The organism is Mycobacterium sp. IDUB_5 (assembly GCF_055419565.1).
Genome location: NZ_JBVAXX010000006.1, coordinates 1 through 24,561 on the forward strand (window position 1 = coordinate 1; position 24,561 = coordinate 24,561).

The 24,561-nt window shown below is 66.5% G+C and carries 25 protein-coding genes; 15 read left to right on the plus strand and 10 right to left on the minus strand.

The window, feature by feature from the left end; genetic code table 11:
- The 3 genes from ACZY1G_RS19975 to ACZY1G_RS19985 all read right to left on the minus strand — a co-directional run.
- Positions 1-88: hypothetical protein (locus tag ACZY1G_RS19975; RefSeq protein WP_463823639.1), on the minus strand; the 88-nt coding region annotated here is incomplete at its 3' end.
- 33 nt (positions 89-121) lie between these two features.
- Positions 122-916 (minus strand): 2-keto-4-pentenoate hydratase, encoded by a 795-nt coding sequence (locus ACZY1G_RS19980; RefSeq protein WP_463823640.1) that lies wholly within the window; start codon positions 914-916, stop codon positions 122-124.
- Between the two features lie 81 nt (positions 917-997).
- Positions 998-1,834 (minus strand): alpha/beta fold hydrolase, encoded by an 837-nt coding sequence (locus ACZY1G_RS19985; protein ID WP_463817222.1) that lies wholly within the window; start codon positions 1,832-1,834, stop codon positions 998-1,000.
- Positions 1,835-2,141: 307 nt separating this feature from the next.
- Between ACZY1G_RS19985 and ACZY1G_RS19990 the strand changes: the two genes are divergently transcribed.
- The 8 genes from ACZY1G_RS19990 to ACZY1G_RS20025 are packed head-to-tail and all read left to right on the plus strand — an operon-like array spanning position 2,142 to position 11,342.
- Entirely contained in the window at positions 2,142-2,912 is a 771-nt protein-coding gene (locus tag ACZY1G_RS19990; RefSeq protein WP_463817155.1) for an MlaE family ABC transporter permease, read from the plus strand.
- A 14-nt stretch (positions 2,913-2,926) separates the two neighbouring features.
- Positions 2,927-3,772 carry an ABC transporter permease gene (locus ACZY1G_RS19995; protein ID WP_463817153.1) on the plus strand — a complete coding sequence of 282 codons (846 nt, stop codon included), beginning with the start codon at positions 2,927-2,929 and terminating at the stop codon, positions 3,770-3,772.
- A gap of 30 nt (positions 3,773-3,802) precedes the next feature.
- Positions 3,803-4,969, plus strand: a complete 1,167-nt coding sequence (locus ACZY1G_RS20000; protein WP_463817151.1) for an MCE family protein — start codon at positions 3,803-3,805, stop codon at positions 4,967-4,969.
- Entirely contained in the window at positions 4,966-5,997 is a 1,032-nt protein-coding gene (locus tag ACZY1G_RS20005; protein ID WP_463817150.1) for an MCE family protein, read from the plus strand. The genes ACZY1G_RS20000 and ACZY1G_RS20005 overlap by 4 nt, the downstream gene beginning before the upstream one ends.
- Complete coding sequence (locus tag ACZY1G_RS20010) at positions 5,997-7,079, plus strand: MCE family protein (RefSeq protein ID WP_463817149.1); 1,083 nt, start codon at positions 5,997-5,999, stop codon at positions 7,077-7,079. The genes ACZY1G_RS20005 and ACZY1G_RS20010 overlap by 1 nt, the downstream gene beginning before the upstream one ends.
- Entirely contained in the window at positions 7,076-8,548 is a 1,473-nt protein-coding gene (locus ACZY1G_RS20015; RefSeq protein ID WP_463823427.1) for an MCE family protein, read from the plus strand. The genes ACZY1G_RS20010 and ACZY1G_RS20015 overlap by 4 nt, the downstream gene beginning before the upstream one ends.
- Entirely contained in the window at positions 8,545-9,798 is a 1,254-nt protein-coding gene (locus ACZY1G_RS20020; protein ID WP_463823428.1) for an MCE family protein, read from the plus strand. The genes ACZY1G_RS20015 and ACZY1G_RS20020 overlap by 4 nt, the downstream gene beginning before the upstream one ends.
- Positions 9,798-11,342, plus strand: a complete 1,545-nt coding sequence (locus tag ACZY1G_RS20025) for an MCE family protein (protein ID WP_463823429.1) — start codon at positions 9,798-9,800, stop codon at positions 11,340-11,342. Before ACZY1G_RS20020 ends, ACZY1G_RS20025 begins: the two co-directional genes overlap by 1 nt.
- Before the next feature lie 13 nt (positions 11,343-11,355).
- Here the strand turns inward: ACZY1G_RS20025 and ACZY1G_RS20030 are convergent, their stop codons facing one another.
- Entirely contained in the window at positions 11,356-11,871 is a 516-nt protein-coding gene (locus ACZY1G_RS20030) for an Rv2253/PknI dimerization domain-containing protein (RefSeq protein ID WP_463817141.1), read from the minus strand.
- A 107-nt stretch (positions 11,872-11,978) separates the two neighbouring features.
- Here ACZY1G_RS20030 and ACZY1G_RS20035 point away from each other — a divergent pair, with 107 nt between their 5' ends.
- From ACZY1G_RS20035 to ACZY1G_RS20055, 5 genes are all read left to right on the plus strand, one after another.
- Positions 11,979-12,365, plus strand: a complete 387-nt coding sequence (locus tag ACZY1G_RS20035) for a hypothetical protein (RefSeq protein WP_463823641.1) — start codon at positions 11,979-11,981, stop codon at positions 12,363-12,365.
- Position 12,366: 1 nt separating this feature from the next.
- Positions 12,367-12,798, plus strand: coding sequence for a hypothetical protein (locus ACZY1G_RS20040; protein WP_463823430.1), 432 nt, complete (start codon positions 12,367-12,369; stop codon positions 12,796-12,798).
- A gap of 104 nt (positions 12,799-12,902) precedes the next feature.
- The gene (locus ACZY1G_RS20045; RefSeq protein WP_463823431.1) at positions 12,903-13,601 is read left to right on the plus strand and encodes a hypothetical protein; all 699 of its coding nucleotides are present in this window, start codon (positions 12,903-12,905) and stop codon (positions 13,599-13,601) included.
- Complete coding sequence (locus ACZY1G_RS20050; protein ID WP_463823432.1) at positions 13,598-14,191, plus strand: twin-arginine translocation pathway signal; 594 nt, start codon at positions 13,598-13,600, stop codon at positions 14,189-14,191. Before ACZY1G_RS20045 ends, ACZY1G_RS20050 begins: the two co-directional genes overlap by 4 nt.
- Positions 14,192-14,307: 116 nt before the next feature.
- Entirely contained in the window at positions 14,308-15,183 is an 876-nt protein-coding gene (locus ACZY1G_RS20055) for an enoyl-CoA hydratase (protein ID WP_463823434.1), read from the plus strand.
- Between the two features lie 9 nt (positions 15,184-15,192).
- Here the strand turns inward: ACZY1G_RS20055 and ACZY1G_RS20060 are convergent, their stop codons facing one another.
- The 3 genes from ACZY1G_RS20060 to ACZY1G_RS20070 all read right to left on the minus strand — a co-directional run bounded on the left by ACZY1G_RS20060 (position 15,193) and on the right by ACZY1G_RS20070 (position 18,390).
- Positions 15,193-15,624 carry a hypothetical protein gene (locus ACZY1G_RS20060; protein ID WP_463817134.1) on the minus strand — a complete coding sequence of 144 codons (432 nt, stop codon included), beginning with the start codon at positions 15,622-15,624 and terminating at the stop codon, positions 15,193-15,195.
- A 121-nt stretch (positions 15,625-15,745) separates the two neighbouring features.
- A complete protein-coding gene (locus ACZY1G_RS20065) occupies positions 15,746-17,692 on the minus strand; it encodes a YhgE/Pip family protein (RefSeq protein WP_463823435.1) in 1,947 nt (648 codons plus the stop codon).
- 2 nt (positions 17,693-17,694) lie between these two features.
- Positions 17,695-18,390, minus strand: a complete 696-nt coding sequence (locus tag ACZY1G_RS20070; protein ID WP_463817130.1) for a hypothetical protein — start codon at positions 18,388-18,390, stop codon at positions 17,695-17,697.
- Positions 18,391-18,483: 93 nt separating this feature from the next.
- Here ACZY1G_RS20070 and ACZY1G_RS20075 point away from each other — a divergent pair, with 93 nt between their 5' ends.
- Positions 18,484-19,095 (plus strand): TetR/AcrR family transcriptional regulator, encoded by a 612-nt coding sequence (locus tag ACZY1G_RS20075; protein WP_463823436.1) that lies wholly within the window; start codon positions 18,484-18,486, stop codon positions 19,093-19,095.
- 18 nt (positions 19,096-19,113) lie between these two features.
- On the opposite strand, the gene ACZY1G_RS20080 is transcribed toward ACZY1G_RS20075, so the two are convergent.
- From ACZY1G_RS20080 to ACZY1G_RS20090, 3 genes are read right to left on the minus strand one after another with little or no spacing between them, the layout of a single operon-like run.
- Positions 19,114-20,928, minus strand: a complete 1,815-nt coding sequence (locus tag ACZY1G_RS20080; protein WP_463823437.1) for a serine/threonine-protein kinase — start codon at positions 20,926-20,928, stop codon at positions 19,114-19,116.
- 54 nt (positions 20,929-20,982) lie between these two features.
- Positions 20,983-22,119 carry a fatty acid desaturase family protein gene (locus tag ACZY1G_RS20085; RefSeq protein WP_463823438.1) on the minus strand — a complete coding sequence of 379 codons (1,137 nt, stop codon included), beginning with the start codon at positions 22,117-22,119 and terminating at the stop codon, positions 20,983-20,985.
- Between the two features lie 15 nt (positions 22,120-22,134).
- A complete protein-coding gene (locus ACZY1G_RS20090) occupies positions 22,135-23,226 on the minus strand; it encodes a ferredoxin reductase (protein ID WP_463817123.1) in 1,092 nt (363 codons plus the stop codon).
- Positions 23,227-23,282: 56 nt separating this feature from the next.
- Here ACZY1G_RS20090 and ACZY1G_RS20095 point away from each other — a divergent pair, with 56 nt between their 5' ends.
- Positions 23,283-24,524 (plus strand): PucR family transcriptional regulator, encoded by a 1,242-nt coding sequence (locus ACZY1G_RS20095; protein WP_463817121.1) that lies wholly within the window; start codon positions 23,283-23,285, stop codon positions 24,522-24,524.
- Positions 24,525-24,561 lie beyond the last annotated feature (37 nt).

Below are 24,561 nucleotides of genomic sequence, written 5' to 3' on the forward strand. Positions count from 1 at the left end.
ACCACTCCGAACGCAGCAGCTTGTACAACAGGTCGGTACTGATGTTCCCCGACCCCACAATCGCCACGGTTGCCTTGCTACCAGCCATCGGGCTCACTCCTGACATCAAAAGTGCTCTTTCTCAGACGAATTCGACGAGAACTTCGCCGAGCCCGGTGAGTTCGGCTCGAAAATGGTCACCCTTGGCCACGTCGACGGCGCGTGTGCACGAGCCGGAGAGAACGACGTGCCCCGCTTCGAGCGTGACGGCGTATGCGGACAGGGTGCGCGCCAACCACGCCACGGCGTTGGCCGGGTGGCCGAGGACCGCGCTGGTGGAGCCCTGGGTCACCAGGACGTCGCGTCCGCCGAAGCCCGAGTAGAGCGCCGCATCCACAGCGGCGAGATCGACCGCATCGGGCGCCGCGCGGTCAGGGCCCAGGACGAACTTGCCCGAGGATGCGTTGTCGGCGATCGTGTCGATGATGCCGATGCGCCAGTTGAGGATGCGGCTGTCGATGAGTTCGATTGCTGCGCTGACGTACTCGGTGGCGTTGAGGACATCCTCGGGGGTGCAGTCTGCGGGCAGGGCGGCGCCGAGGACGAACGCCACCTCTACTTCGATGCGGGGGTGGCACAGTGACGACAGGTCGACGACGGCGCCGTTCTCGACGACCATGTCCGTGAGCAGGTGTCCGAAATCGGGTTCGTCGACGCCCATCATCTGCTGCATCACCGGAGATGAGAGTCCGATTTTGTGCCCGCAGATCGTTACGCCTGCGGCGAGCCGTTCTGCGATGTTGGCGCGTTGAATCGCGTAGGCGTCGGCGACGTTTAGGTCAGGGTAGGCGTCGATCAGTGGGTCGACCGGCCTGCGCTGTTGCTCGGCCTGGCGCAGCATGCGTGCCGCGGCGTCGCGAGTCATGTTGTCCGGCATGAAAATCCCTTCGGGCGGTGCGGTCACTGTAGGAATACTGCCGCGAGAATCAGGTGTCGTGTTCCGCCCAGCGGACGTGTGCTAGGCCACCCGCTGCAGGAATCCGGTGACCACCGACTCGAAGGCGGCCTTCGCCTCGATCATCGCCCAGTGCCCGCAGCGGGGGAACACGTGCAATTCGGCGTCGGGGATCGTGCGCATCGGTATCAGTGCCATGTCCAGCGGGCTGACGCGGTCGTCGCGCCCCCAGGTGAGCAAGGTCGGCGCGGAGACCTTGTGCATGCGTGCCCAGGGTAGGGGCGCCTCGGACGACGCCATCGCGGCCATCATGGCCGAGAACGCGGCCTTGCCGTACATCCGACGTGCCGCGGCCAATGTCTCGGGATCGGTGGCCAGCGCCCAGCGCTCTTCGATCAGTTGCTCGGTGACCAGCGATTGGTCGTAGACCATCGAGTTGAGCCAGTCGACCAGACGCTGCCGGGTCGGGTTCTCGGTGAACTCCTGCAGCAACCGGATACCTTCGCTGGGTCCGGGGGAGAAGACGTTGGTGCCGATCCCACCGATGGTCACCAGGCGGCCCACTCGTTCAGGCGCCGTGATCGCGGTGTTGATACCCACCCCACCGCCCATGGAGTTGCCGACGATGTGCGCCCGCTCGATGCCCAATGCGTCGAGGAACGGGACAACAGTGCCCTGCGCGGTGACCATGGGATGCCCACCCCAGTCGTCGGACACGCCGAAACCGGGGAACTCCAGGACCAGGCACCGGAAGCGCTCGGCGAAGGTCGGCAGAACCCCGCGGAAGTTGCGCCACCCCGTCACCCCGGGCCCCGATCCGTGCAGGAACAACAGCACCGGTCCCTGGCCGACATCGTAATAGCGCAAAGGCCCCGCGCTCGTAGAGGTTTCATGCAGGATCTCGGACCCACCAGGGGAGTTCGGGACAGCAGTCTGTGACACGGCTCCTCATTTCGTCACGTCCGGATCGTCACGTCCGGATCGTCACGTCCGGATCGTCACCGCGAGCGTCACACGCACCGAGTGGCGGGCGCAACGCGTCGTTCCGTTGACCGGTGAGCCGCGTGGAAACAGAGCCCCGGACCCGTTCTCCCGATGGGCGGGACAGCCCATTTTCTGGCAGTCGAGAAGATGCGAGGGTTCCCCGAGTCAAGACGTGTCCCCGGTCACAGCGTCACATCGGGTGACACGCCGAATGGAGGAAGCGATGCCGCAGCGACATCTCGCCGTCCCGCTGCAGGGGGTCGGTGGATTGTTCGCCATGTCGGTCGATGCCGCCAAGTTCGTCGTGCGCGGACCATTCCAATGGCGGGAGTTTCTCGACCAGTCCTGGTTCGTGGCACGGGTATCCATGGCGCCCACGTTGTTGGTGGCGATCCCGTTCACCGTTCTGGTGTCATTCACGCTCAACATCCTGCTGCGCGAGCTGGGGGCGGCCGATCTGTCCGGAGCGGGTGCGGCGTTCGGCGCGGTCACCCAGGTCGGTCCGATGGTGACGGTGCTCATCGTCGCCGGCGCGGGCGCGACGGCGATGTGCGCGGATCTGGGATCGCGCACGATTCGCGAAGAGATCGATGCGATGGAAGTACTCGGTATCAACCCCGTGCAGCGGCTGGTCACGCCCCGAATGCTGGCCTCGGGGCTGGTCGCAATGCTGCTCAACAGCCTGGTCGTGATCATCGGCATCCTCGGCGGCTACCTGTTCTCCGTGTTCGTGCAGGACGTCAACCCGGGTGCATTCGCCGCAGGCATCACGCTGTTGACCGGCATTCCGGAAGTCGTCATCTCCTGTGTCAAAGCCGCGCTGTTCGGTCTCATCGCCGGAATGGTTGCCTGCTACCGCGGGCTGACCATCAGCGGCGGCGGTGCCAAAGCCGTCGGCAACGCCGTCAACGAGACCGTGGTCTACGCGTTCATGGCGCTGTTCGTTGTCAACGTCGTGGTCACCGCGATCGGCATCCAGATGACCAGCAAGTGACGGGCGGCACCACTGTGGCTATTCAATCGACCTACCCCCGCCTGGTGCGGGCAACGCGACAACCAGCGGCCATCGTCGGCGGCATCGGCGACCACGTCCTGTTCTACGGCAGAGCACTGCGTTCCGTGCCCTATGCGGCCGCCCACTACCGCAGCGAAGTCATCCGCCTGATCGCCGAGATCAGCATGGGTGCAGGAACATTGGCGATGATCGGCGGAACGGTGGTCATCGTCGGATTCCTGACACTGGCCACCGGCGGGGTGCTGGCGATCCAGGGGTACAGCTCGCTGGGCAACATCGGCATCGAAGCACTCACCGGCTTCCTTGCTGCCTTCATCAACGTGCGCATCTCTGCGCCCATCGTCGCCGGCATCGGCCTCGCCGCCACCTTCGGTGCTGGTGTCACTGCGCAATTGGGAGCGATGCGTATCAACGAAGAAATCGACGCTCTGGAATCGATGGGCATCCGGGCCGTCGAGTACCTGGTGAGCACCCGCATCGTCGCCGGCATGGTGGCCATCACGCCGCTGTACTCGATCGCGGTCATCCTGTCGTTTCTGGCCAGCCAGTTCACCACCGTGGTGCTGCTGGGGCAGTCCGGTGGTCTTTATGCCCACTACTTCACCACGTTCCTGAACCCGATCGATCTCCTGTGGTCGTTCCTCCAAGCGATACTCATGGCGTTGGCAATCCTGTTGGTGCACACCTACTTCGGGTACTTCGCCTCGGGAGGCCCCGCGGGGGTGGGGGTCGCCGTCGGCAACGCGGTACGCACATCGTTGATCGTCGTGGTCTCGATCACCTTGCTCACCTCGTTGGCCGTCTACGGCTCCAACGGCAACTTCAACCTCTCCGGTTAGCAGAAACCCTTGTCGAACAACGCTGCACGTATGTGGACGGGTGCCGTCGCGCTCGCCGTGATCGCCGCCGTCGTCGCCGGCGCCGTGGTGCTGTTCCGTGGCGGAGTCGCCCCGACGGCCTCGCTGACGGTCATCTCACCTCGCGCGGGACTAGTGATGAATCCGGAAGCCAAAGTGAAATGGCACGGCGCGCAAGTCGGCAAGGTCGTCACCATCGACGCGTTGCCCGACGGACAAGCCGCGATCCGGCTTGCGATGAATCCGCACGACCTCGGCCTGATTCCGGCCAACGCCACGGTGCAGATCGCCTCGAGCACGGTCTTCGGAGCGAAATTCATCGACCTGATCCCTCCTACGACACCGTCGGCCGACCCGATGCGCGCCGGCCAAGTGCTCGACGCCCGGCACGTCACTGTCGAGATCAACACCGTCTTCGAGCAGCTGGTGACAGTGCTCCGGGAAGTTCAACCCGAGAAGCTCAATGAAACCCTCGGCGCGCTGGCCCAAGCGTTCGGCGGCCGCGGTGACAAGGTCGGACAGACCATGACCGACTTCGACGACCTGTTGGCCACACTCGACCCCAGCCTGCCGGCGCTGCGGCATGAGCTGTCCGTCGCACCCGGTGTCCTCAACGCCTACGCCGACGCCGCGCCTGACCTCACGAAGACGGCGGCCAACGCGACCCAGCTCAGCGACACCCTCGTCGATCGTCAACAGGACCTCGACGCCCTGCTGATCAGCACGATAGGGCTGGCCGACATCGGCACCGACGTCATCGCCACCAACGGCGATTCGCTGGCCAGCACTTTGCGCCTGCTGGTGCCCACCACCACGTTGACCAACCGGTACAACCCCGCGTTGACGTGTGCGCTCAAAGGCGTCGAACCCCTGGCCATGGGTGCACCGCAGCCCCTCCCGGGAGTCATGCTGCTCGACTCTTTCCTGCTCGGCACCGAACGCTATCGATATCCCAGGAACCTGCCGAAGGTCGCCGCGACCGGCGGTCCGCAATGCATGAACCTGCCCAACGTCGGGTTCGGGGAACGTCCCCCGTTCGTGGTCACTGACATCGACGCCAACCCGGCGCAGTACGGAAACCAGGGAATTCTGTTGAACTCCGACGCCCTCAAGGAGGCGCTGTTCGGCCCGTTGGACGGCCCCCCTCGAAACACCGCCCAGATCGGCCAGCCCGGATGACCGGCCGCTACGGGACGGCGATCAAGTTCGGCGTGTTCGGCGTGACCATGTTGCTGCTGACGAGCGCCCTGTTCGTCATCATGGGACAGTTCCGCACCGGGTCCACCAACGGCTATTCCGCGGTGTTCGCCGATGCGTCCAGCCTCAAAGCCGGCGATTCGGTACGCGTCGCAGGACTTCGCGTCGGCACGGTCGACGACGTCGCGCTGCAGCCGGACAACACAGTGGTCGTACAGTTCGACGCCGACCGTGACGTCGCATTGACCACCTCCACCAAAGTCGCCGTGCGCTATCTCGATCTGGTCGGCAACCGGTATCTGGAGCTGCTCGACAGCCCCGGCTCGACCCGATTGCAACCGCCGGGTTCTCAGATCCCGCGGGAACGGACCGAGCCCGCGCTGGATCTCGACCTGCTGCTGGGCGGACTCAAACCCGTCATCCAGGGGCTCAACGCGCAGAATGTCAACACCCTGACCAACTCATTGATCCAGATCTTGCAAGGGCAGGGCGGCACCGTTCAATCCCTGCTGTCGCACACGTCGTCGTTCACCCAGGCGCTCGCCGACAACGGCCAGACCGTGCAGCAGCTCATCGACAACCTCAACACCGTGATGGCGACGGTGGCCGAGGATGGTGACCAGTTCGCCGGCGCGGTGCAGCGTCTGCAACAACTCGTCACCGGCCTGTCCGAGCAACGAGACCCCATCGGTGAGGCCATCACCGCACTCGACACCGGGACGGCGTCGCTCACCGATCTGATGGTCCAGGCACGTCCGCCGCTGTCGGGCACCGTCGATCAACTCACCCGGCTGGCTCCTCTGCTCGCCGACGACGAGGCGAAGGCCAAGTTGGACCTGTCGTTGCAGAAGGCGCCGGCGAACTACCGCAAGCTGGCGCGACTGGGCTCCTACGGCAGCTTCATCAATCAGTACCTGTGCGGGATGAACGTGCGCGTCACCGACCTCCAGGGTCGGACGGCCTACTTCCCCTGGATCACCCAGAACAACGGCCGTTGCGGGGAGCCCTGATGCTGAAGTACCGCGGATCCCAGCTCGTCCGTAGCGGACTCATCGGCGTGATCCTGATCGCCCTCGTCATCGCCGTGGGGTTGCAGCCCCAGGCTCTGTGGTCGTGGGCGACGGCGATCAAGTACCGCGCACTGTTCGCCGAAGCCGGCGGTCTCGCCCCAGGCAACGACGTCAAGGTGTCAGGCGTGACCAAGGGCTCCGTCACCGACGTGTCGCTCAGCCATGGCAAGGCGCTGGTGACCTTCACGCTCGACAGCGCGGTGCACCTCGGCGCCGAAACGACCGCCCACATCCGCACCGGAACCGTGCTGGGCGCCCGGATGCTCACCCTCGAACCCAGCGGTGCGGGCGGCTTGCGCGCCGCGGACACCATCCCGCTGAGCCACACGTCCTCGCCGTACTCGCTGACCGACGCCGTCAGCGACTTCACCGCCAACACCGCCGCGACGAATACCGGTGCGCTCAACCAGTCCTTGGACACGCTGTCGGACACCATCGACGCGATGGCGCCGCAGCTGGGTCCGACCTTCGACGGTTTGACTGAGTTGTCTCGAACGCTCAACGACCGCAACGGATCGTTGGCGAATCTGCTCAGGAACGCTGCAGACGTGACCGGAATCTTGGCCGAGCGCAGCCAACAGGTCAACACGTTGCTGCTCGACGCCAACACCCTGACCGAGGTGCTGGACCAACGCCGCTACTCGATCGTCACCCTGCTGGCCAATACCTCGGCGCTGGCGCAGCAGTTGTCCGGCCTGGTGCACGACAACGAAGAAGAACTCGCCCCAACGCTCAAGCAGCTCAACTCGGTGACCGAGATGCTCGAGCGCAACCGTGACAACATCGCCAACGCTCTCTCCGGATTGGCGAAGTACCAAGTCACACAGGGGGAGTCAGTCAACAACGGCTACTACTACAACGCATTCATCGGCAACCTGCTGCCGTCGCAGACGCTGCAGCCGTTCCTCGATTACGCGTTCGGATTCCGGCGTGGCACCAACGCCGGACAACCCCCCGACAACGCCGGACCGCGCGCGGAATTCCCCTGGCCCCGCAACGGCATTCCCGGAGGCAGCCGATGATCACCCGCCAACGTGCATCCATCGCCCGAGCCGCCCTGATCGTGCTGATCGTTCTCGGCGTGGCCGGGTCAGCGGTGCTGGTGCGGCAGAGCTTTTTCGGGCCGACGACAGTCACCGCCGACTTCAGTTCGGCCACCGCCATCTATCCCGGTGACGACGTGCGCGTCGCGGGGGTGAAAGTCGGCCGGATCACCAGTATCGAACCCGCCGGCGACCACGCCACACTGACGCTTGCCATCGACCACGGTGTCGCTGTCCCCGCCGGTGCGAAAGCCATCATCATGGCGCAGAATCTGGTTGCGGCCCGCTATGTTGCGCTCACCCCTGCGTACGAGGACAGCGGTCCCGTGATGTCGGACGGGGCCCGAATCGGGTTGGAGCGCACCGCCGTTCCGGTGGAATGGGACCAGGTCAAAGACCAGCTCATGCGGCTCGCATCAGACCTGGGACCTCTGGGCGGTGTATCAGCCACCTCGCTGAGCCGAGTCATCGACAGTGCTGCGGCCGCGATGGACGGCAACGGCGAGAAATTGCACCAAGCGCTCAGCCAGCTGGCCGGCGTCGGCCGGGTGCTCGCTGCGGGCAGCGGCAACATCGCCGACACCATCAAGAACCTGCAGGTCTTCGTCACCGCACTCAAGGACAGCAACACTCAGATCGTCGAGTTCCAGCATCGTCTGGCGAGCGTGACCAGCGTCATCGACGGCAGCCGCACCGACCTGGACGCGGCGCTGACCAACCTCGCCACCGCAGTGGGGGATGTCCGGCGTTTCATCGCCGGAAGCCGGGACCAGACGGTCGAACAGCTGCAGCGCCTGACCAACGTCACTCAGAATCTCGTCGACAACAAAGTCAAACTCGAAAACCTCCTGCACGTAGCGCCCAACGCAATCGCCAACGGGTACAACATCTACAACCCGGACAGCGGAACCGCCGTCGGCGCATTCGCCCTGTCGAACTTCGCCGATCCGGTGGCGGTGGTGTGTTCGGCCATCGCGGCGGTCAAGAACGCGACCGCCCCCGAGACCTCCAAACTGTGCGCCCAATATCTCGGGCCTGCTCTTTCGCTGATCAACTTCAACTACCTGCCGATGCCGTTCAACGCCTATCTGCGCAAGGCGCCCAGCCCTGAGAACCTGGTGTACACCGATCCGAACATCGCCCCCGGAGGTCCGGGCGGACGACCACAGCCCGTGTCCGCGCCGCCGGCGGTGTCGGCCTACACCGGTGCCGGTGACGTACCGCCTCCCGCCGGATGGGGCAGGCCTCCGGGCCCGCCGGGGGCGTACGCACCGAACCCCGCGGTGCCGGCGAACCCGTCCCCGGCACTGTTCCCCGGCGCTCCGATCCCGCCCGGCGTACCCGCGCCCGCGCCAGTCGGCGCGCCCGGACGTTCTCTGCAAGACATGCTGCTGCCCGCCGAGGCCGCGCCTGCCCCGGCAGCACCGGCTCCCGGCGGCGCGCCATGACCCTTCGACGATCCGTCCTGCGCCTCGCAGCGATCGGGGGCGCTTCGGTGCTGACCCTGACGGGATGCGCCTTCAACGGCCTCAACTCGTTGCCACTGCCCGGCACCGTCGGCCGGGGCGCTGATGCAACCACCTATCGCCTCGAACTGGCCAATGTGGGCACGCTGGAGGCGAATTCACCGGTGATGGTCAGCGATGTGATCGTCGGGAGTGTGTCCCGGATGACGGTGCGAAACTGGCATGCCGACGTCGAGATCTCCGTCAAGCCGGATGTCGTCATTCCTGCCAACGCCGTTGCGACAGTAGGCCAGACCAGCCTGCTGGGCTCCATGCATGTCGCCCTGGACCCGCCGCTCGGCCAGCAGGCAGCCGGACGGCTCTCTCCGGGGGCGACGCTCCCGCTCGATCAGACCTCCACTTATCCGTCCACCGAACAAACCCTGTCGTCGCTGTCGGTTCTGGTCAACGGCGGCGGCTTGGGCAAGATCGGGGAATTGGTCAACGAGTTCAACGCCGCGCTCGATGGTCGCCAAGGCAAGATCCGCGACCTGCTCACCCGTCTCGACAACCTGGTGGGGGTCTTCGCCGACCAGCGCGACGACATCAACGCGTCCATCGCGGCGCTCAACCGCCTCTCGGGCACGCTGGCCGGTCAGCGCGACGTCATCACCCAAGCGTTGCAACGTATTCCACCGGCGCTGGACGTCTTGATCAGGGAACGGCCTCGCATCACCACCGCACTGGACAAGCTCGGGCACTTCAGCGACACCGCCACCACGGTGATCACCGCCACCCGCGACGACCTGGTCACCAACCTGCGCAACCTCGAACCCACGGTGCGCGCGCTGGCCGACGTGGGACCCAATCTGGCCACGGATCTGGCCTTCGTGCCGACCTACCCGTATCCGCAGAACTTCATCGACCGCGCCATCCGCGGTGACTACATGAACATTTTCATCACTTTCGACTTCACGATTCCCCGGTTGAAGCGGGGCCTGTTCCTGGGCACCCGGTGGGGTCAGGAAGGCGCGCCGCTGGTGCCCGCACCCGGAGATCCCTGGTATGCCAACTACACCAAGGATCCGATCAACATGCCGATCACACCCGCGCCCAAAGACATCTCGACGATGCCACCGTTGATCGATCCGCCGGCAGAAGGCGCCGACGCATCGTCGGGTGCCGAATCCGCGCCCGCTGCATCGGCCGGGTCTGACACCGCGCCTGTCATTCCGACCGCAGGAGGCAGCTAGTGCTCACCCGCCTTATTCGTACCCAGCTGATCCTGTTCGCGGTCGCCTCGGTCATCGGGTTGACGGTGATGGCGGTGACGTACCTGCAGGCGCCCACCCTGCTGGGCATCGGCCGCATGACCGTCACTCTGAAACTGCCCGGAACCGGTGGCCTGTACCGGTTTTCGAATGTCACCTACCGCGGCGTCCAGGTCGGCAAGGTGACCGATGTGCGACCCACCAGAGACGGTGCCGAGGCCACGTTGTCCTTGGACACCTCACCGAAGATCCCGGCCGATCTGCACGCCGCGGTCCTCAGCGTCTCGGCGGTCGGCGAGCAGTACGTGGACCTGCAGCCTCGCTCCGATGTGGGCCCCTCTCTGCGCGACGGATCGGTGATCGCGATGGCCGACACGTCGATCCCGCAGGCGGTCGGACCGATGCTCGATCAGATCAGCGCGCTGATCGGCAGTGTCCCCAAAGACAAGATCAGCCCACTGATGGACGAGACCTTCACCGCCTTCAACGGAACCGGGCCCGACGTCGGATCACTGCTGGACTCGTCGTCACGGTTGATCGGAGACGCCAACGCCCACGCCGATGAGGCCAGAGCGCTCATCGACGACAGCGCACCGCTGCTCGACGGCCAGGCCGAATCCGCGGACGCCATCCGCACGTGGGCCCGTAGCCTCGCCGGCATCACCGGCCAGGTGGCCGCCAACGACCCCCAGGTACGTACCCTGCTGTCCACCGGACCCGGCGCAGCCGACGAGGCGTCCCGCTTGTTCAACGACGTCAAGCCCACGCTGCCGATCCTGCTGGCTAACCTGACCACCCTCGGCCAGGTCGGTGTCACCTACCAACCGGCCCTGGAGCAACTCTTGGTGCTGCTGCCGCCCGTGGTCGCCTCCACCCAGGCCTACGGTGCGCCGAAGAACAACCCCACCGGCATGTCGCTGGGTGACTTCAGCCTCACCATCGGGGATCCTCCGGCCTGCACGGTGGGATTCCTTCCGCCCTCGGCATGGCGGTCACCCGAGGACACCAGCGACATCGACACCCCCGACGGCCTGTACTGCAAGCTCCCGCAGGACTCGCCCATCGGAGTGCGCGGCGCCCGCAACTACCCCTGTATGGGTAACCCGGGCAAGCGTGCACCCACCGTCGAGATCTGTGACAGCGACAAGCCCTACGAGCCTCTGGCCATGCGGCAGCATGCTCTGGGCCCGTATCCGATCGACCCCAATCTGTTGGCCCAGGGCGTCCCGCCGGACTCCCGCGTCGACCACGACGGTGCGATCCACGGGCCGGTGGAAGGCACCCCGCCCGCACCAGCCGCGCCACCGCAGGAGGCGCCGGCCCCCGCGAGTGCGCCGGCCCCGGGGGATGCGACGGTCGCGCCAAGCGCATACCGCCCCAACGGTTCCGGCGGTCCCTCAGTGGCGATCGCCACCTACGACCCGCGGACCGGTCAATACGCCACCCCCGACGGTCAGGTGTACCGGCAGGCCGATCTGGTTCCGCACGCCGGCGGACGCAGCTGGAAGGATCTCTTCCCGAGCTGAGAAGCCCAGTGATTCAGTCGACTTTGACGAGCTTGAAGGGCATCGTCGTGAACACCACTTTGCTGCTGCCGCACGATCCACTGACCCCGGTCGTCGAGTCCTCACCCATCAGGGTGGTCGAGGTCGGATCGGTCCCGCTGCCATCAGCGGTCGCAGGGTAGAAGCGGAACACCTGAAGCCCGGGGCCGGCGCTGCCGTCGGGACACGGTTGCCACCGATCGACGATCTTCTTCACATACCAGACCCCACTCTTCTGGTAGATCGGTGCGTCCCAACCGAAGTCGCTGTGCACCGTGCCGGTGCACTCGCCGGGATAGCTGCACGACGTGGTGATCGACCACGTACTGCGGGTGCTGGCCTCGTCCTTGAACACGTCGTAGGTCTTCGCCCACTCGCCGTTGGACGTGGCGACGTAGGTGCCGTTCAGGCCCCACTGCGGGGATGCCGCGGCAACGAGGCCTGGCTGGCCGGCCACTGCCGCCGCGGCGGACATCACCCCCAGCGCAACAGACGTCTTCGACAACCGCATGGCTCGCTCCTCACGTCGCCGCACACTTTCCCTGTTCCGGCGCCCTGTGGCCGCACACCTCCCACCCAGTGGGCGATGCGATGGCGCCTCGCGCCCGCGGTGGCACAGTGTCGGGCGTGCACTTTCGGGCGATCGCGACCACGGCGCTGCTCGTCGCGGGTCTCGCCCTTCCGGGAACGGTCCACGCCGCACCCCCGGAATGCAACGACCCGTCCTGCGTACCCGGCATCACCGGCGGCGTGGTTCTCGGTTCGCCGTGCGCCGACACCGCACACTTCGTGTTCGGCACGACATCGTGGGGGAGGTTGGTGTTCTGCGGCTCGCCGCGCCGCTACGCCCCCCGCTATTTCCGGTCGCCGCCCCTGCAGGGCGTCCGTGACGAGAATTCGTCGTGCGAGGGTGCGATGAACACTGTCGCCCAGGCGCCCGACGGGTTGTTCTTGTCCTGCATAGCTGTCGACGGGGCCGCCCGCTGGGTTCGCGGAGACACCTGAGATGACGAGGCGTGTGAAGAACGGCGTGGCCGGGTGCGTGCTGGTCGCCGGTGCCCTGTGCATGCCCCAGACTCCGACGGCACGTGCCGACGACGGGGCGCCGCTGCACCGCGTGACCTACACCGTCACCACCGACCGTCCCGTCGATGTCGACATCTATTACCGCGACACGGATCCCCCGACATGGGCCGACTACAGCCATGACCCATACCGCTTCAGCCCGCGTGACGATGTCCAGCTCGAGCCGGGCGCCCCGTGGGTCCACGAGGCCATGCTGGCCGACCCCGGTCGGTGGGCCATGGTCGCAGTGACCGCGGCCGGGCCGCCTTCGCCGGCCCCCGCCACCCTGCGCTGTCAGATGACGGTCGACGGTGTCGACGTCGATCACGGCGAGGGGCAACGCGGGGCGTTGTGCTCGATGCGGCACTGGTGACCGCTGGGTGGGAACCTTCGGTGACCGGCAGTCGTCCAGCCGTTTACCGTGTGGCAGCAGTCACAGTGCTGCTGATCGACGTTCGACGTATCTGGAGGTAGGCCATGCGGCTGATGAGCCGCGTCGAGAAGACGACCGCGACGGACGAACTGTCCCTGGCGGGGCAGGCGGAAGCCGAGGCCGTCGAGGCTGAAGCCCGCGCCGAGCAGGCCCGCGCCCGCGCCGACGAACTGCGCCGCAAGGCTGGCCTGCAGTCCGCTGATGACGCCGACACGTCGGAACCACCCGATTCTGTCGTCGGCCGGCGCAGACGGTGGCGGCCCACCACGACGGGGCTGGTTTCCGCCGTCGCCCTCCTGGCCGGGGTCGCCCTCCTGGCAGCGAGTGGGTATCTGCTGTGGGAACACCATCTCGAGCAGCAGGAGCAGCAACGTCGGGCGGCCTTCGCGGCCGCCGCGTCGCAGGCGGTCGTCACCTTGATGTCCATCGACAGCTCGAGAGCCGAAGACAACGTGCGCCAGATCCTCGACAACTCCACGGGGCAGTTCCACGACGACTTCCAATCCGAAGCACGGGATTTCGTGAAGACCGCGCAGGCGTCCAAGTCGGTGACGAAGGCCGACGCACAGGTGGTTGCCGTCGAATCGATGACTCCGACCACCGCAACCGTGCTCGTCACGGCCGCGACGACCGTCAGCAATTCCGCTGGCGCCGACCAACAACCACGCAACTGGCGCCTCAGCGTGGACATGGTCGACGACGGCCACCAGATGAAACTGGCGAAAGTGGAGTTCGTGCCGTGACCGCCAGCATCGACGAAGACGCTTCCACCGCTACTGCGACGCCCGAGGATGGGATCGAGAGCCCGCAGACCCCGGAAGCGGACACCGCGACGACCTGGACGCGATCGCTGGCGGCTCGATGGCGGTTGCTCGCCACCGTTGGCTTTCTCGTGATCTGCCTCGCGGTGACTGCCGTGGTCTACCTCGGGCCCCATCGCGGCGACCGCGAAACGGCCGCTGCAGCGCGAGAGGCACTGGCCGCCGCGCAGCAGGGGGCCGTGGCGTTGTTGTCCTATGCGCCCGACAGTTTGGACAAAGATCTGGCGACTGCGCGGTCTCACCTCACCGGCGATTTCCTCACCTACTACAGCCAGTTCGCTGATCAGATCCTCGTACCTGCTGCCAAGCAGAAGGATGTCCACGCCAGCGCGACCGTGGTGCGCTCGGCCGTGATGGATGCCCGTCCCGACAGCGCGCACGTGCTGCTGTTCATCAACCAATCGACGACCAGCCGCGACAATCCGAGCTCGGCCCAGGCGGCGAGCAGCGTGAAGGTCGGGCTCGCCAAGGTTGACGGCACCTGGCGCATCTCCTCGTTCGACCCGGCCTGACGTCCGCCTCCGGCATGTGACCGGCTCAACTCCCGATGAGTGGAAGCCGTTCTGCTGCGGAGCCTTCGCACCACGCACCCTTGGCTCGACGACAACGAAGCGGAAGCGGGGTCACTGTGGCGACATCTGGAGACGACTCGGCGGGCCACCCTGAAGAAAACGTGGTGACGTACCGGGCCGACGGTCGAGTTGCGGTGGTGACGATGAACCGGCCCCGGTACCGCAATGCGCAGAACTCGGCCATGACCTACGCGTTGGACGCGGCGTTTCGACGCGCGGTCGACGACGACGGCATCGGCGTGATCGTTCTCGCTGGCAACGGTGACCACTTCAGTGCCGGGCACGACATCGGAACCCCGGGCCGCGATCACCACGTGTCCTACGACAACCACGCCGTGCTGTGGTGGGACCACGTCGGAAAGGACGGCGGCGACCAACGCTATGCCCGCGAGATGGAGGTCTATCTCGGAATGTGTCGCCGCTGGCGCGACATCCCGAAACCGATGATCGCCATGGTGCACGGTGCATGCATCGCCGGCGGCCTCATGCTGGCCTGGGTCTGCGACGCCATCATCGCCGCGGACGACGCGTTCTTCGCCGATCCCGTTGTCCGGATGGGCATTCCCGGTGTCGAGTACTTCGCCCACCCCTGGATCCTCGGTCCGCGATTCGCCAAGGAAGTCCTGTTCACCGCCGACCGGTTCACCGCCCAACGAGCATACGAGGTGGGTATGGTCAATCGCGTGGTGCCGCGGGACGCACTCGAGGCGACGGCGCTCGAGTTCGCCGAGCGCATCGCGCAGATGCCCGCCTTCGGTCTGGCGCTGGCGAAACGGGCCGTCAACCAGTGTGAAGACCAGATGGGTCTGCGCAACGGTATGGACTCGGTTTTCGGGTTGCACCACTTCGCCCATGCGCACAATGCCGAGACGGGCACGGGGTCACTCGGGGGGATGGACGCCAAGACCATGGCAGTCAGGGCCGACAGGTAGTGGTCGCTGCTACATGAGCGACAGGGAGAACGGATAGGTCAGTGTCCCCGGCTTGCCGTCGCACCCGGCATCGAAAGAGGACGTGAGTACACCGACGCGGGTGGTGGCGTCCCAGGTGTAGACGTCGTGGGTGGGGATCGTCGTTCCGTAATACACATTGCCGCAGCGCAATCCGTCGGGGACATCCACCGCCAGGGTGTAGCGGCCATCCTTCAGCCACGCGTCACCGGCGTAGGGGAAGGCCCTCGCGACGGGCTGGGGAATTGCCTGGACGAAGACGCAGTCACCGTCGCAGCTCGCCAACACCCAGATCCACGTGTGGAAGTCGTATCTGCCGTCGAGCCGCAGTTCGAAGTTGCCGTGTGGAGTGTCGGCCACTGCGAGAGGTGGCCCGAGCGCCGAAGCGCAGATCGCGAGCAGGATCAACAACACGGCTTTCATGTCGCCCTTCCCTGACGTCTGCCTGTGAACCACACGGTTGCAGACGGTGGCGGCGATGACGAAACGGCCGCCCGGTGAGCGGGAGGTTCCGACGACTGTCGGGCATCGCTCGCTCGGTTCCCTACATCTTGACGACCGGCACCAGGCGGGTGAGGTTCCACAACTGGTTGCGCCGCGCCGCCAGTGAGGTCAGCAGTATCGATCCCAGCCACACCGCGACCATGAAGATCAGCGCCTGCCAGAGCCTACCGTCGATTCCGCCGAGGATCAGCTGCCGAAGCCCGTTGACGCCGTAGGCCATCGGGTCGAACTTGTGCAGGGTCTGGAACGGCGCGGTGGTGGTCTCGACGGGGTAGAGCCCGCCCGCGCTGACCAGCTGCACCATCAGCAGCATCATCAGGAGCACCTTGCCCAGCACCGGGCCGAGCCAGGCGCTGATCGCCTGGGCCACCGCGATGAAGGCGCATGACGTGAGGATCATGAAGCCCAGCATCGCGACGGGATGTTCCGCGTGGACGTGTAGAGCGAAGCGCACGACGCTATACAGGATGATCGCCTGGGGGATTCCGATCAGGACTGCGGGCAGATAACTGGCCAAGGTCACCCGGAGCGGCGCGATCTCCGCGGCGAGCGCCCGGTTCTGTAGCGGACGGAACGCCATCCACACCAGCATGGCACCGAAGAACAGTGCGAGCGTGAGGAAGAACGGCGCCATGCCGGTACCGAAGTTCGGCGCCGAGTTCTCATGCGAGCTCGTCAGCTGCACAGGTCCGCCGATCGTATCGGCGATGGCGTCCTTCTGCTGGGGTGTCCAGTCGGGAACGCGCTGCGCGCCCTCGGTCAGCTTGGTCGCCAGCTCATGAGAACCGGAACTCAGCTGTGCGGTACCGGATTTCAACTGCTGGGCGCCGTCATCGAGTGTGGTGATCCCTGCGCTCAATTGGGCGTTGCCGGACGCAACCTGCTGGGCGCCGTCGCGCAATTGAGTGAGTTTTGCGCTGAGTTCCTTGCTCGTGCTGGAGATGTCGGAGAGCGCAGACGCCACTGGGCCGCCCGAGTCTGCGATGGCGCGGGCCTTGGTGAGCTTGGCCTGGATGTCTGCGGTCCGCTGGTGGGCGAGCAGTTGATCGCGGGTCTCCCGAAGTTTCCCGGTCGCGATCACCGACACCGGATCCTGGTTGGCAGAGAGGCTGTCGATGACCGATGTCAGCGACTGGGCGGCGGTGTCCTGCGCTGCGGTGATGGTGGCGATCTCGTCGGACGCCTCGGTCAGCGCAGACGAGCTGTCCTGGACCTGCCCGTCGAGTTGATCGCTCGTCGTGCCGACCGACGCGACCAGGTTGGTGATCTTCAGTAGGGGATCTGTGGCGGTGTCGATACCGTCGGACAGTTTGCGGGACCCGGCCGCCAGTTCCGCCGACCCGTTGCGGGCGGCATCGAGGCCGGCCACCAATCGACCCGCGCCAGTGTCGAGTTGCGCTGCGCCGTCGGCGAGTTGGTTCGCTCCGTCGGCCGCCTGCTTGATACCTGTCCCCGAGGTGGTGATCACCGACAGCACCTGGTTAACCGCCTGCCCCGAGATCTTGGTCGACACGGCGCCCAGGACCTGTTCCACTGCAGTGCGGCCGATGCTCGACGAGATGTAGTTGTTGGCGTCGTTGTACTCGGCGATCAGCTGCGCCTTGCGGGGGTTACCCGTGGTGGGCGACGCGATGGCCTCGCTGAAGTCCGGTGGCAGCTCCAGCATGAAGTAGTACTTGCCGTGTGTGACCCCGTCGCGCGCCTCGGCATCGTCGACCAGGTGCCAGTCCAGGCTCTTGTCGTCGTTGAGGCGGTCGGCAATCTCGGCGCCGACGTTAATCTTCTGACCGGACACCTCCGTGCCGCGGTCCGAATTCACCAGCGCCACAGGCAATTTGTCCACATGGCCGAACGGATCCCAGTATGCCCACAGATACAGCGCGCCGTAGGTCAACGGCATCAGCATCAGGACGACGACGGCGATCCGCGTCATCCGGTTGCGGGCGAAGCGTGTGATCTCCGACCCGAGGGCAAGTCCGCCCATCATCTTCAGTCCTTCCCCATGTTCGGGATGTGCACGTCGTGCTCGGGAGCCTCATCGCCGAGCGAGTTCGTCACGCCCACGACCACCAGGCGGGAGCCGGCGATGGCGCCGAGGCGTTGCGCGGCCTGCACCCGCCGCTCGCTGTCGCGGACCTGTTCGAGGTCGCCCACCACCAGCACCGGCCGATCGGACTGCAGCGCCAGAGCGATCTGCAGCAGGAACATCTCCAGATCGCCCAGGTCTCCGATGTAGTCGGTAGGCGCCGGGCGGCGCAGATCCCCGAAGACCTCGGACAGGACGTCGCGGCCCGAATCGTCAACCGACCGGCGGAACAGGGGAGCGAGCCAGCGACGCTGCTCGGCGACGACTGTCCCCACGGTGACGGCGTCGTCCAGATCGTCGATGTCGGCGAAGGCGGCGATCGCGCAGTGCCGGCGTATCGCCCGCGGCGCCGTGTCGCCGAACACCTCCACGGTGCCGGCGCTCGGCTTGAGCCGACCGGCCAGCGTGAGCAAGAGCGCTTTCTGGCTGTGGCCGCCGGGCATGTGCACCGCGTGCAGGCCGCGATCGAGATCCAGATCCACGTCGCTGAACAGCGGGCCGTGCTCACCGTCGAACGTCAACCCGCGCGCCACGATGACCGCCTCACTGGCGGTCCCGGGACGCGTCTGCGGATCGCTCGCCGCAGTGTGTCGGCTCATTCTCGCCTCCTGGGTTGCCGTCGGAACTGTGTGGGTGCTTCAATACGATATGCATCCAATACGGAATGTATCGAGCTAGAAGGGCCGTTTGTCGTGAAGGTCACAGGGACGCCGAGAACCCGCCGGCGCAGCAACACCCGGGCACGGTTGATCGAGGCCACTGATGCGCTCATCGCAGACAGCGGCCGGACGTGGTTCAGCGTCGAGGAAGTGTGCCGCGCGGCCGGTTACACGCGTGGCGCGTTCTACTCCAGTTACGAGGGCATGGAAGACCTGCTCTTCGAGGTCTACGAGCATCAGAACGACGCCCTCGTCGCGCGGCTACGGAACACCGCCGAACCCCTGCTGCACACCGCGGGCATCCTCGAGACCGACCGCGTGGTGCGGCACCTGCTGAAGGCCGGCGTCACCGATCAACCGCGCATCGCCCTGCACGCCGCTCTGGTGGCTCGGGCCGCTCATCAGCCCGATATCGCCCGTGCGCTGGACGCCCAGGTCGAACGCCTTCGAGAAGGCCTGCAGGAGATCTTCATGGAGATGATCGCCAAGACCGGCCGGACGTTGACCGTCACCCCGGAGGCGTTCACACGCGCGCTGATGGCGGCTCAGGCCGGCGCCTCCGGTCAGTTCCTCAGCGATCGCGCCGCCACTGAGGAAGTTCGCTACCTCACCGCGCTGGCCGTCGTCGAAGGACTGTCGGCGTGATGCTGCGGGCCCGGCGTTCTACCGGGCCGCCTGCACGGTGATCTCGGAGATCGCGGTACGGCTCTTGCCGTCGGTGGTGCCCAATGTGCTGATCCACACCAGGACATTGGACGTGGCGGTGTGGTCCTGGATGGCGATGCGGTTGTGTCCCGGCTGTAGCGGGGTGGTCGGGGTCAGCACCGCGGTATCGGCCAGTGCGGCAGGATTCTCCGACGGCGAGGAGCGGATCTGGACCTCGGTCCCGGTGCTGGACAGGTCGATGGTGACGGCGCTCAACGCCGTCGGTTCGGGCAGGTGCACTATCAATCCCTCGCCCTCGACGAAATTCGGGAAGGGGACGGGGTCGGTGTAGGTGACCGTGGACCACGACGTGTCGGGGTTGCCGTCGATCACCAGTTTCGCCTTGTCGGGATTGTCCGCGGCGCCGGCGGGCGCGAAGACGGTGACCCCGGCCGGCGTGACGATCGGCCCCGAACGTGTCCACAGACCGAAGCCGTCGGTGAACCACGCGACTGCACCCACCGCCACCAGGATCACCCCGGCGAGCGCACCGAGGATCGCCGGCCTGCGCCTGCGGCGGGTGAATGTCGGCTCGTGCTCGGCCGTCTCGAACGCTGCCGTCTCGCGCGACAACCGCGACGACGGCGGCGGCGGGGGCGGCGGGGGCGCCTGGGCCGGGTAGATTCTGATCTCGTCGGCGTCGAGGGTTCGGCCGTCCCAGACCCCGTGCACGTCGACCGTCGCGCCGTCAGCGAGCGGACCAGGCCCGAGCTCAGCACTGACCGCGACGGGAACCGGACTGGGCAGATGATCGGTCGGATCGGTCGGTGTCAGACGGAACGACACCGCCTCGCCGCCGCCACCGGCCCCGGCAGCGCGGTATTTCACCTCATATGCAGTTCCACGCAGCGCCAGATGTTCGAGGCGTTGGGTGGCGGGACGGCCCTGCGGACCCGCTTCCGGCGCCGCGGGGTGGCGTTGCGTGTTCTCGGCTGCTCGGTGTCGACTCGACAGCGCTTCGGCGAAGTCGAGGCAGCTGGGGTACCGCTGATCGGGATCCTTGGCCAGTGCTTTCGCGAGGACGTCGTCGAGGTGCGCGAGATCGGGCCGACGCGCCGAAATGCGCGGAGGTGGTGTCCCCAGATGGTGACCGATCACGACCGCACGATTGGCGTCGTCGAACGGCGGCGCACCGGTCAGGAGGTGGAAAGCGGTGGCCCCCAGAGCATATTGGTCGGCGCGACCATCGAGGGGCTGACCGCGCAGCTGCTCGGGGGCCATGTAGCTGACGGTCCCGATCGCAACGTTGTCGTCGGTGAGGTTGCTGACGTCGTCGATGCGACGGGCGATACCGAAGTCCGTCAGCAGCACCCGTCGGCGGCGTCCGTCCGACGCGGTCACGAGGATGTTCTCCGGCTTGACGTCACGATGAAGCAGGCGCCGTTCGTGGGCGAAGTCCAGCGCATCTGCCACCGCCGTCACGGTGTCGATCACCTCGATCTCGGGCATCCCGCGCGGGTAGGTCTGCGCGATCAATCGGCCCGCGTCCGTGCCGTCGACGAAGTCCATCGAGATCCACAGGCGGCCGTCGAATTCGCCCCGGTCGAGCACACCGACGATGTGGGGGTGCCGCAGCGTCGCCGCCATCTCGGCCTCCCGGATGAACCGGGCGCGGAACTCGGTGTCTGCCGTCGAGGTGGACGTGAGGATCTTCAGCGCGTCATGACGAGGTAGGCGGGGATGCTGCGCGAGGTAGACCTCGCCCATCCCGCCGGTGCCGAGCAGCCGCTCGATCAGGTACCCGGCGAATTCCTCGCCCTTGTGCAGCGGCATGCACCGAGCCTACAAACCGGCACGGCTCAGGCCGGCGGCGCCGCCGAGCTGGGCTTACGCCGCGGCGGCGGCGTCGGTCGTCCGCCGTGACCCGCCGAAGTCGTTCGGCAGGGACAGCCGGAAGACCTTCTTCCACGCCGATGCCACCTGTCGGGGAAGCGAACCGCTGGTGTAGGTCAGCCCGTACCGTTCGAACAGCTCCTGCACCTTCGGCGCGATCTCCTGGTAGCGGTTGCTGGGCAGGTCGGGGAACAGGTGATGCTCGATCTGGAACGACAGATTGCCAGTCATGAAGTGCAGCAACGGACTTCCTGTGATGTTGGCCGATCCGAGCATTTGACGCAGATACCACTGGCCGCGCGTCTCGCCGTCGATCGACGTCTTCTCGAACGTCTCGACCCCTTCGGGGAAATGCCCGCACATGATGACCGAGTGCGTCCACAGATTGCGGACCGCGTTCGCCGTCAGGTTCCCGGTCAGGGTGGTCAGCGCGGACGGTCCCGACAGCAGCGGATGCAGCAGATAGTCGCGCACCGCGTGCTTGCCGATCTTGGCGAGCACCCGCTTGCCGTTGCGGCGGAACTCCTCGGAGTCCGTCCTGCCCTTCAGATACTTGCCGATCTCGAGGTCGTACGCCGCGATCCCGTACTGGAACATGAGGGCATTGACAGCGTTGTAGAGCGGCTGGCCCAGGTAGAACGGCGTCCACTTCTGGTTCTCGTCGACGCGCATGATGCCGTAACCCAGGTCGTGGTCCTTGCCGCGCACGTTGGTGTACGTGTGGTGGACCTCGTTGTGCGAGTGCTTCCACATGTCCGCGGGCGAGGCGTTGTCCCACTCCCAGGTGGTCGAGTGGATCTTCGAGTCGCGCATCCAGTCCCACTGGCCGTGCATGACGTTGTGGCCGATCTCCATGTTCTCGACGATCTTCGACACGGACAGACCGGCCGTTCCGACGATCCAGGCGGGCGGGAACAACGAGAACAGCAGGATCGCCCGGCTGCTCAGCTCGAGTTTGCGCTGACCGTCGATGACCCTGCGGATGTAGGCTGCGTCGCGCTCGCCGCGGCTGGAGATGATCTGTTCGCGGACGGCGTCGAGCTCCCGGCCGAGATTCTCGATGTCGTCATCGGTGAGATGGGCGGCGGGGCCGGCCGTGGTGCGTGCCGGGGCGAGGGTGGTGGAAGTCATGTCGAATCTCCTTGATCACAGTGCGATTTCGCAGGTGCCCGCAGCGGCGGAGACACAGGTTTGGATCTGAACGTTGTCACCGGGTGAGGCCGTGGTGACGTCTCCGGTGCGGAGGTCGCGAACGGCGCCCTGACGCAGGGGAGCGACACAGCCGAAGCAGATGCCCATCCGGCAGCCGGACGGCATCAGGACACCCGCGGCCTCGCCGGCGTCGAGCAGAGTCTGAGACCCTTCGGCCGCGACGACCGTTCCGGTCTTGGCGAAGGTGACCTCGCCGCCGTCGCCGGCGGTGATGACGGTCGGCCGGAAGCGCTCGGTGTGCAGCCGATCGGCGATGCCCGCGGTGTCCCAGCGGGCCTCGAGGGCGTCGAGCATTCCGGCCGGCCCGCAGGCCCAGGTCTCGCGCTCGGCGACGTCGCCGACCAGATCGCCGAGGCGCCCCATGTCGAGCATGCCGTCGGTGTCGGTGTGCCTCTCCACCAACCGGATTCGGCCGCGGCGGGCCATCAAGCGGAGTTCCCTGCCGAAGATGACGTCGTCCGCGGAGGGGGCGGAGTGCACGACCACGACATCGGCGCGCTCGTCGGTCATGTTGCGCAGCATCCCCATCACGGGGGTGATGCCGCTGCCTGCGGTGAGGAACAGGAGCTTGCTCGGCGTCTGGGTGCCGAGAGTGAAATCTCCTGCGGCCTGGTCGAGTTGGATGACGGTGCCGACGGTGGCCCGACGTACCAGATGGTTGCTGACCGTGCCGTCGGGGATCGCCTTCACGGTGATCGCGATGCAACCGTCCTCGCGGGACACCTCCGAGGTGAGCGAGTAGGCGCGCCACTGGCGGACGCCGTCGACGTCGACACCGATGCGGACATACTGGCCGGGTGTGTGGCCGCGCCAGCTGCGACCCGGCTTGATCACCACCGTGACGGCGTCGCGGGTCTGCGGGTGCACCGCGACGATGCGGCCGCGTAGGTCTGCGCTGGAGCGCAGCGGGTCGATGACGTCGAGGTAGTCGGCGGGGACCAGCGGCGTGGTCACCCATTCCGCGAGCTTGATGACGCGCCCCCGCAGAGTGCCGACAGTCGTCGGGCGGGGTGCTGTTGTGGTCATGACACCACTCTGGCTTGGTCCAGGGTATAAACTCTTGGCTACAGAGCGTGAATTCCATGCTCTTTTTTGTTCGCAGGGGACAGTTGATGGTCGAGCAGGGGCTCCGCTTCACTGGGCTCGACCTGCCGGACGACGTCGCTGCTGCCCTGCAGGCGGTCCTGCCGCGGATGGCCGAGCGCACCGTGACCGCGGTGACAGCCGAGGTGCCCAGCTACGCCGCCGCGTTCAGCGGCCGGATGGGCCAGAACATCGAGAACGCCGTGCAGATGGCCCTCGGTGGCTTCCTGCGGCTCGCGGTGCGCGCGCAGGACACCGACCCGGCAGCGACGCTGACCCCCGCGCTGAACGGCGCCTACGAACTCGGTCGTGGCGAGGCGCGACAGGGCCGTTCCATGGATGCACTGCTGTCGGCGTACCGGGTCGGCGCGCGCGTCGCCTGGCGGGAGCTGTCGGGCACCGCCGTCGAGGCAGGGCTGACCGCGGACACGGTGGCCCGATTCGCGGAGCTGGTGTTCGCGTTCATCGACGAACTGTCGGCGTCCAGCGTCTCCGGGCACGCCGACGAATTGGCGACGACGGGGCGGGTGCGGGAACGCTATCTCGAACGGCTGGCGCGGCAGTTGCTCGATGGCGAGCCGGCAGAGGTTCTGCACGACAGTGCCGAGCGGGCGGGGTGGACTCCGCCGTCCACGCTGACCGCCATCCTCCTTGCGGAGAGCCAAACCCGAGGTCTGGCGGCACGTTTCGGCCAAGCAACGCTGCTCGTCAGCGAAGACCTGCCCGGCGTCGGCGCATCGGACTCGTTGGCAGTGCTGCTGGCCCCCGATCTGGACGTCCGGCATCGCCGCCAACTCCGTTCGGCGCTGCAGGGCCGGCGGGCCCTGGTGGGGCCCGCTCGTCCGTGGATGCTGGTCCAATCGTCGTATCGACGGGCGCTGCGGGCGCGCACGCTGCCCGTCACCGATGACATCGTCGATACCGACGACCACCTGGTCGAGCTCCTTCTCACCGCGGACCGGGAGGCTGCCGAGGATCTCCGGGAGCGGGTGCTGGCGCCGTTGAGCGGGCTGAGGCCCACCACCGCCGAGCGGCTGGCCGAGACGCTGAGATCGTGGCTTCTGCATCAGGGCCAACGGGAGGCCGTCGCCGCGGAGCTGTTCGTCCACCCGCAGACGGTGCGGTACCGGATGACACAAATTCGCGAACTGTTCGGCGCCGGACTCGACGATCCGCGAACGGTCATGGAACTCACCGTGGCGCTGGCTGTTCCGACGGGGTTCGAGCCCGGACCGGAGTGAGCTCGCGTCTGCCGTAAGGTCGGCTCAGCTGACCGAG

What these genes read in the sequence shown, in the direction of transcription:
- ACZY1G_RS19980 (WP_463823640.1), bottom strand. Translation starts at nt 916, where the DNA reads ATGCCGGACAACATGACTCGCGACGCCGCGGCACGCATGCTGCGCCAG.
- ACZY1G_RS19990 (WP_463817155.1), top strand. Translation starts at nt 2,142, where the DNA reads ATGCCGCAGCGACATCTCGCCGTCCCGCTGCAGGGGGTCGGTGGATTG.
- ACZY1G_RS20000 (WP_463817151.1), top strand. Translation starts at nt 3,803, where the DNA reads ATGTGGACGGGTGCCGTCGCGCTCGCCGTGATCGCCGCCGTCGTCGCC.
- ACZY1G_RS20005 (WP_463817150.1), top strand. Translation starts at nt 4,966, where the DNA reads ATGACCGGCCGCTACGGGACGGCGATCAAGTTCGGCGTGTTCGGCGTG.
- ACZY1G_RS20010 (WP_463817149.1), top strand. Translation starts at nt 5,997, where the DNA reads ATGCTGAAGTACCGCGGATCCCAGCTCGTCCGTAGCGGACTCATCGGC.
- ACZY1G_RS20015 (WP_463823427.1), top strand. Translation starts at nt 7,076, where the DNA reads ATGATCACCCGCCAACGTGCATCCATCGCCCGAGCCGCCCTGATCGTG.
- ACZY1G_RS20020 (WP_463823428.1), top strand. Translation starts at nt 8,545, where the DNA reads ATGACCCTTCGACGATCCGTCCTGCGCCTCGCAGCGATCGGGGGCGCT.
- ACZY1G_RS20030 (WP_463817141.1), bottom strand. Translation starts at nt 11,871, where the DNA reads ATGCGGTTGTCGAAGACGTCTGTTGCGCTGGGGGTGATGTCCGCCGCG.
- ACZY1G_RS20040 (WP_463823430.1), top strand. Translation starts at nt 12,367, where the DNA reads ATGACGAGGCGTGTGAAGAACGGCGTGGCCGGGTGCGTGCTGGTCGCC.
- ACZY1G_RS20045 (WP_463823431.1), top strand. Translation starts at nt 12,903, where the DNA reads ATGCGGCTGATGAGCCGCGTCGAGAAGACGACCGCGACGGACGAACTG.
- ACZY1G_RS20060 (WP_463817134.1), bottom strand. Translation starts at nt 15,624, where the DNA reads ATGAAAGCCGTGTTGTTGATCCTGCTCGCGATCTGCGCTTCGGCGCTC.
- ACZY1G_RS20065 (WP_463823435.1), bottom strand. Translation starts at nt 17,692, where the DNA reads ATGATGGGCGGACTTGCCCTCGGGTCGGAGATCACACGCTTCGCCCGC.
- ACZY1G_RS20070 (WP_463817130.1), bottom strand. Translation starts at nt 18,390, where the DNA reads ATGAGCCGACACACTGCGGCGAGCGATCCGCAGACGCGTCCCGGGACC.
- ACZY1G_RS20080 (WP_463823437.1), bottom strand. Translation starts at nt 20,928, where the DNA reads ATGCCGCTGCACAAGGGCGAGGAATTCGCCGGGTACCTGATCGAGCGG.
- ACZY1G_RS20085 (WP_463823438.1), bottom strand. Translation starts at nt 22,119, where the DNA reads ATGACTTCCACCACCCTCGCCCCGGCACGCACCACGGCCGGCCCCGCC.
- ACZY1G_RS20090 (WP_463817123.1), bottom strand. Translation starts at nt 23,226, where the DNA reads ATGACCACAACAGCACCCCGCCCGACGACTGTCGGCACTCTGCGGGGG.
- ACZY1G_RS20095 (WP_463817121.1), top strand. Translation starts at nt 23,283, where the DNA reads ATGCTCTTTTTTGTTCGCAGGGGACAGTTGATGGTCGAGCAGGGGCTC.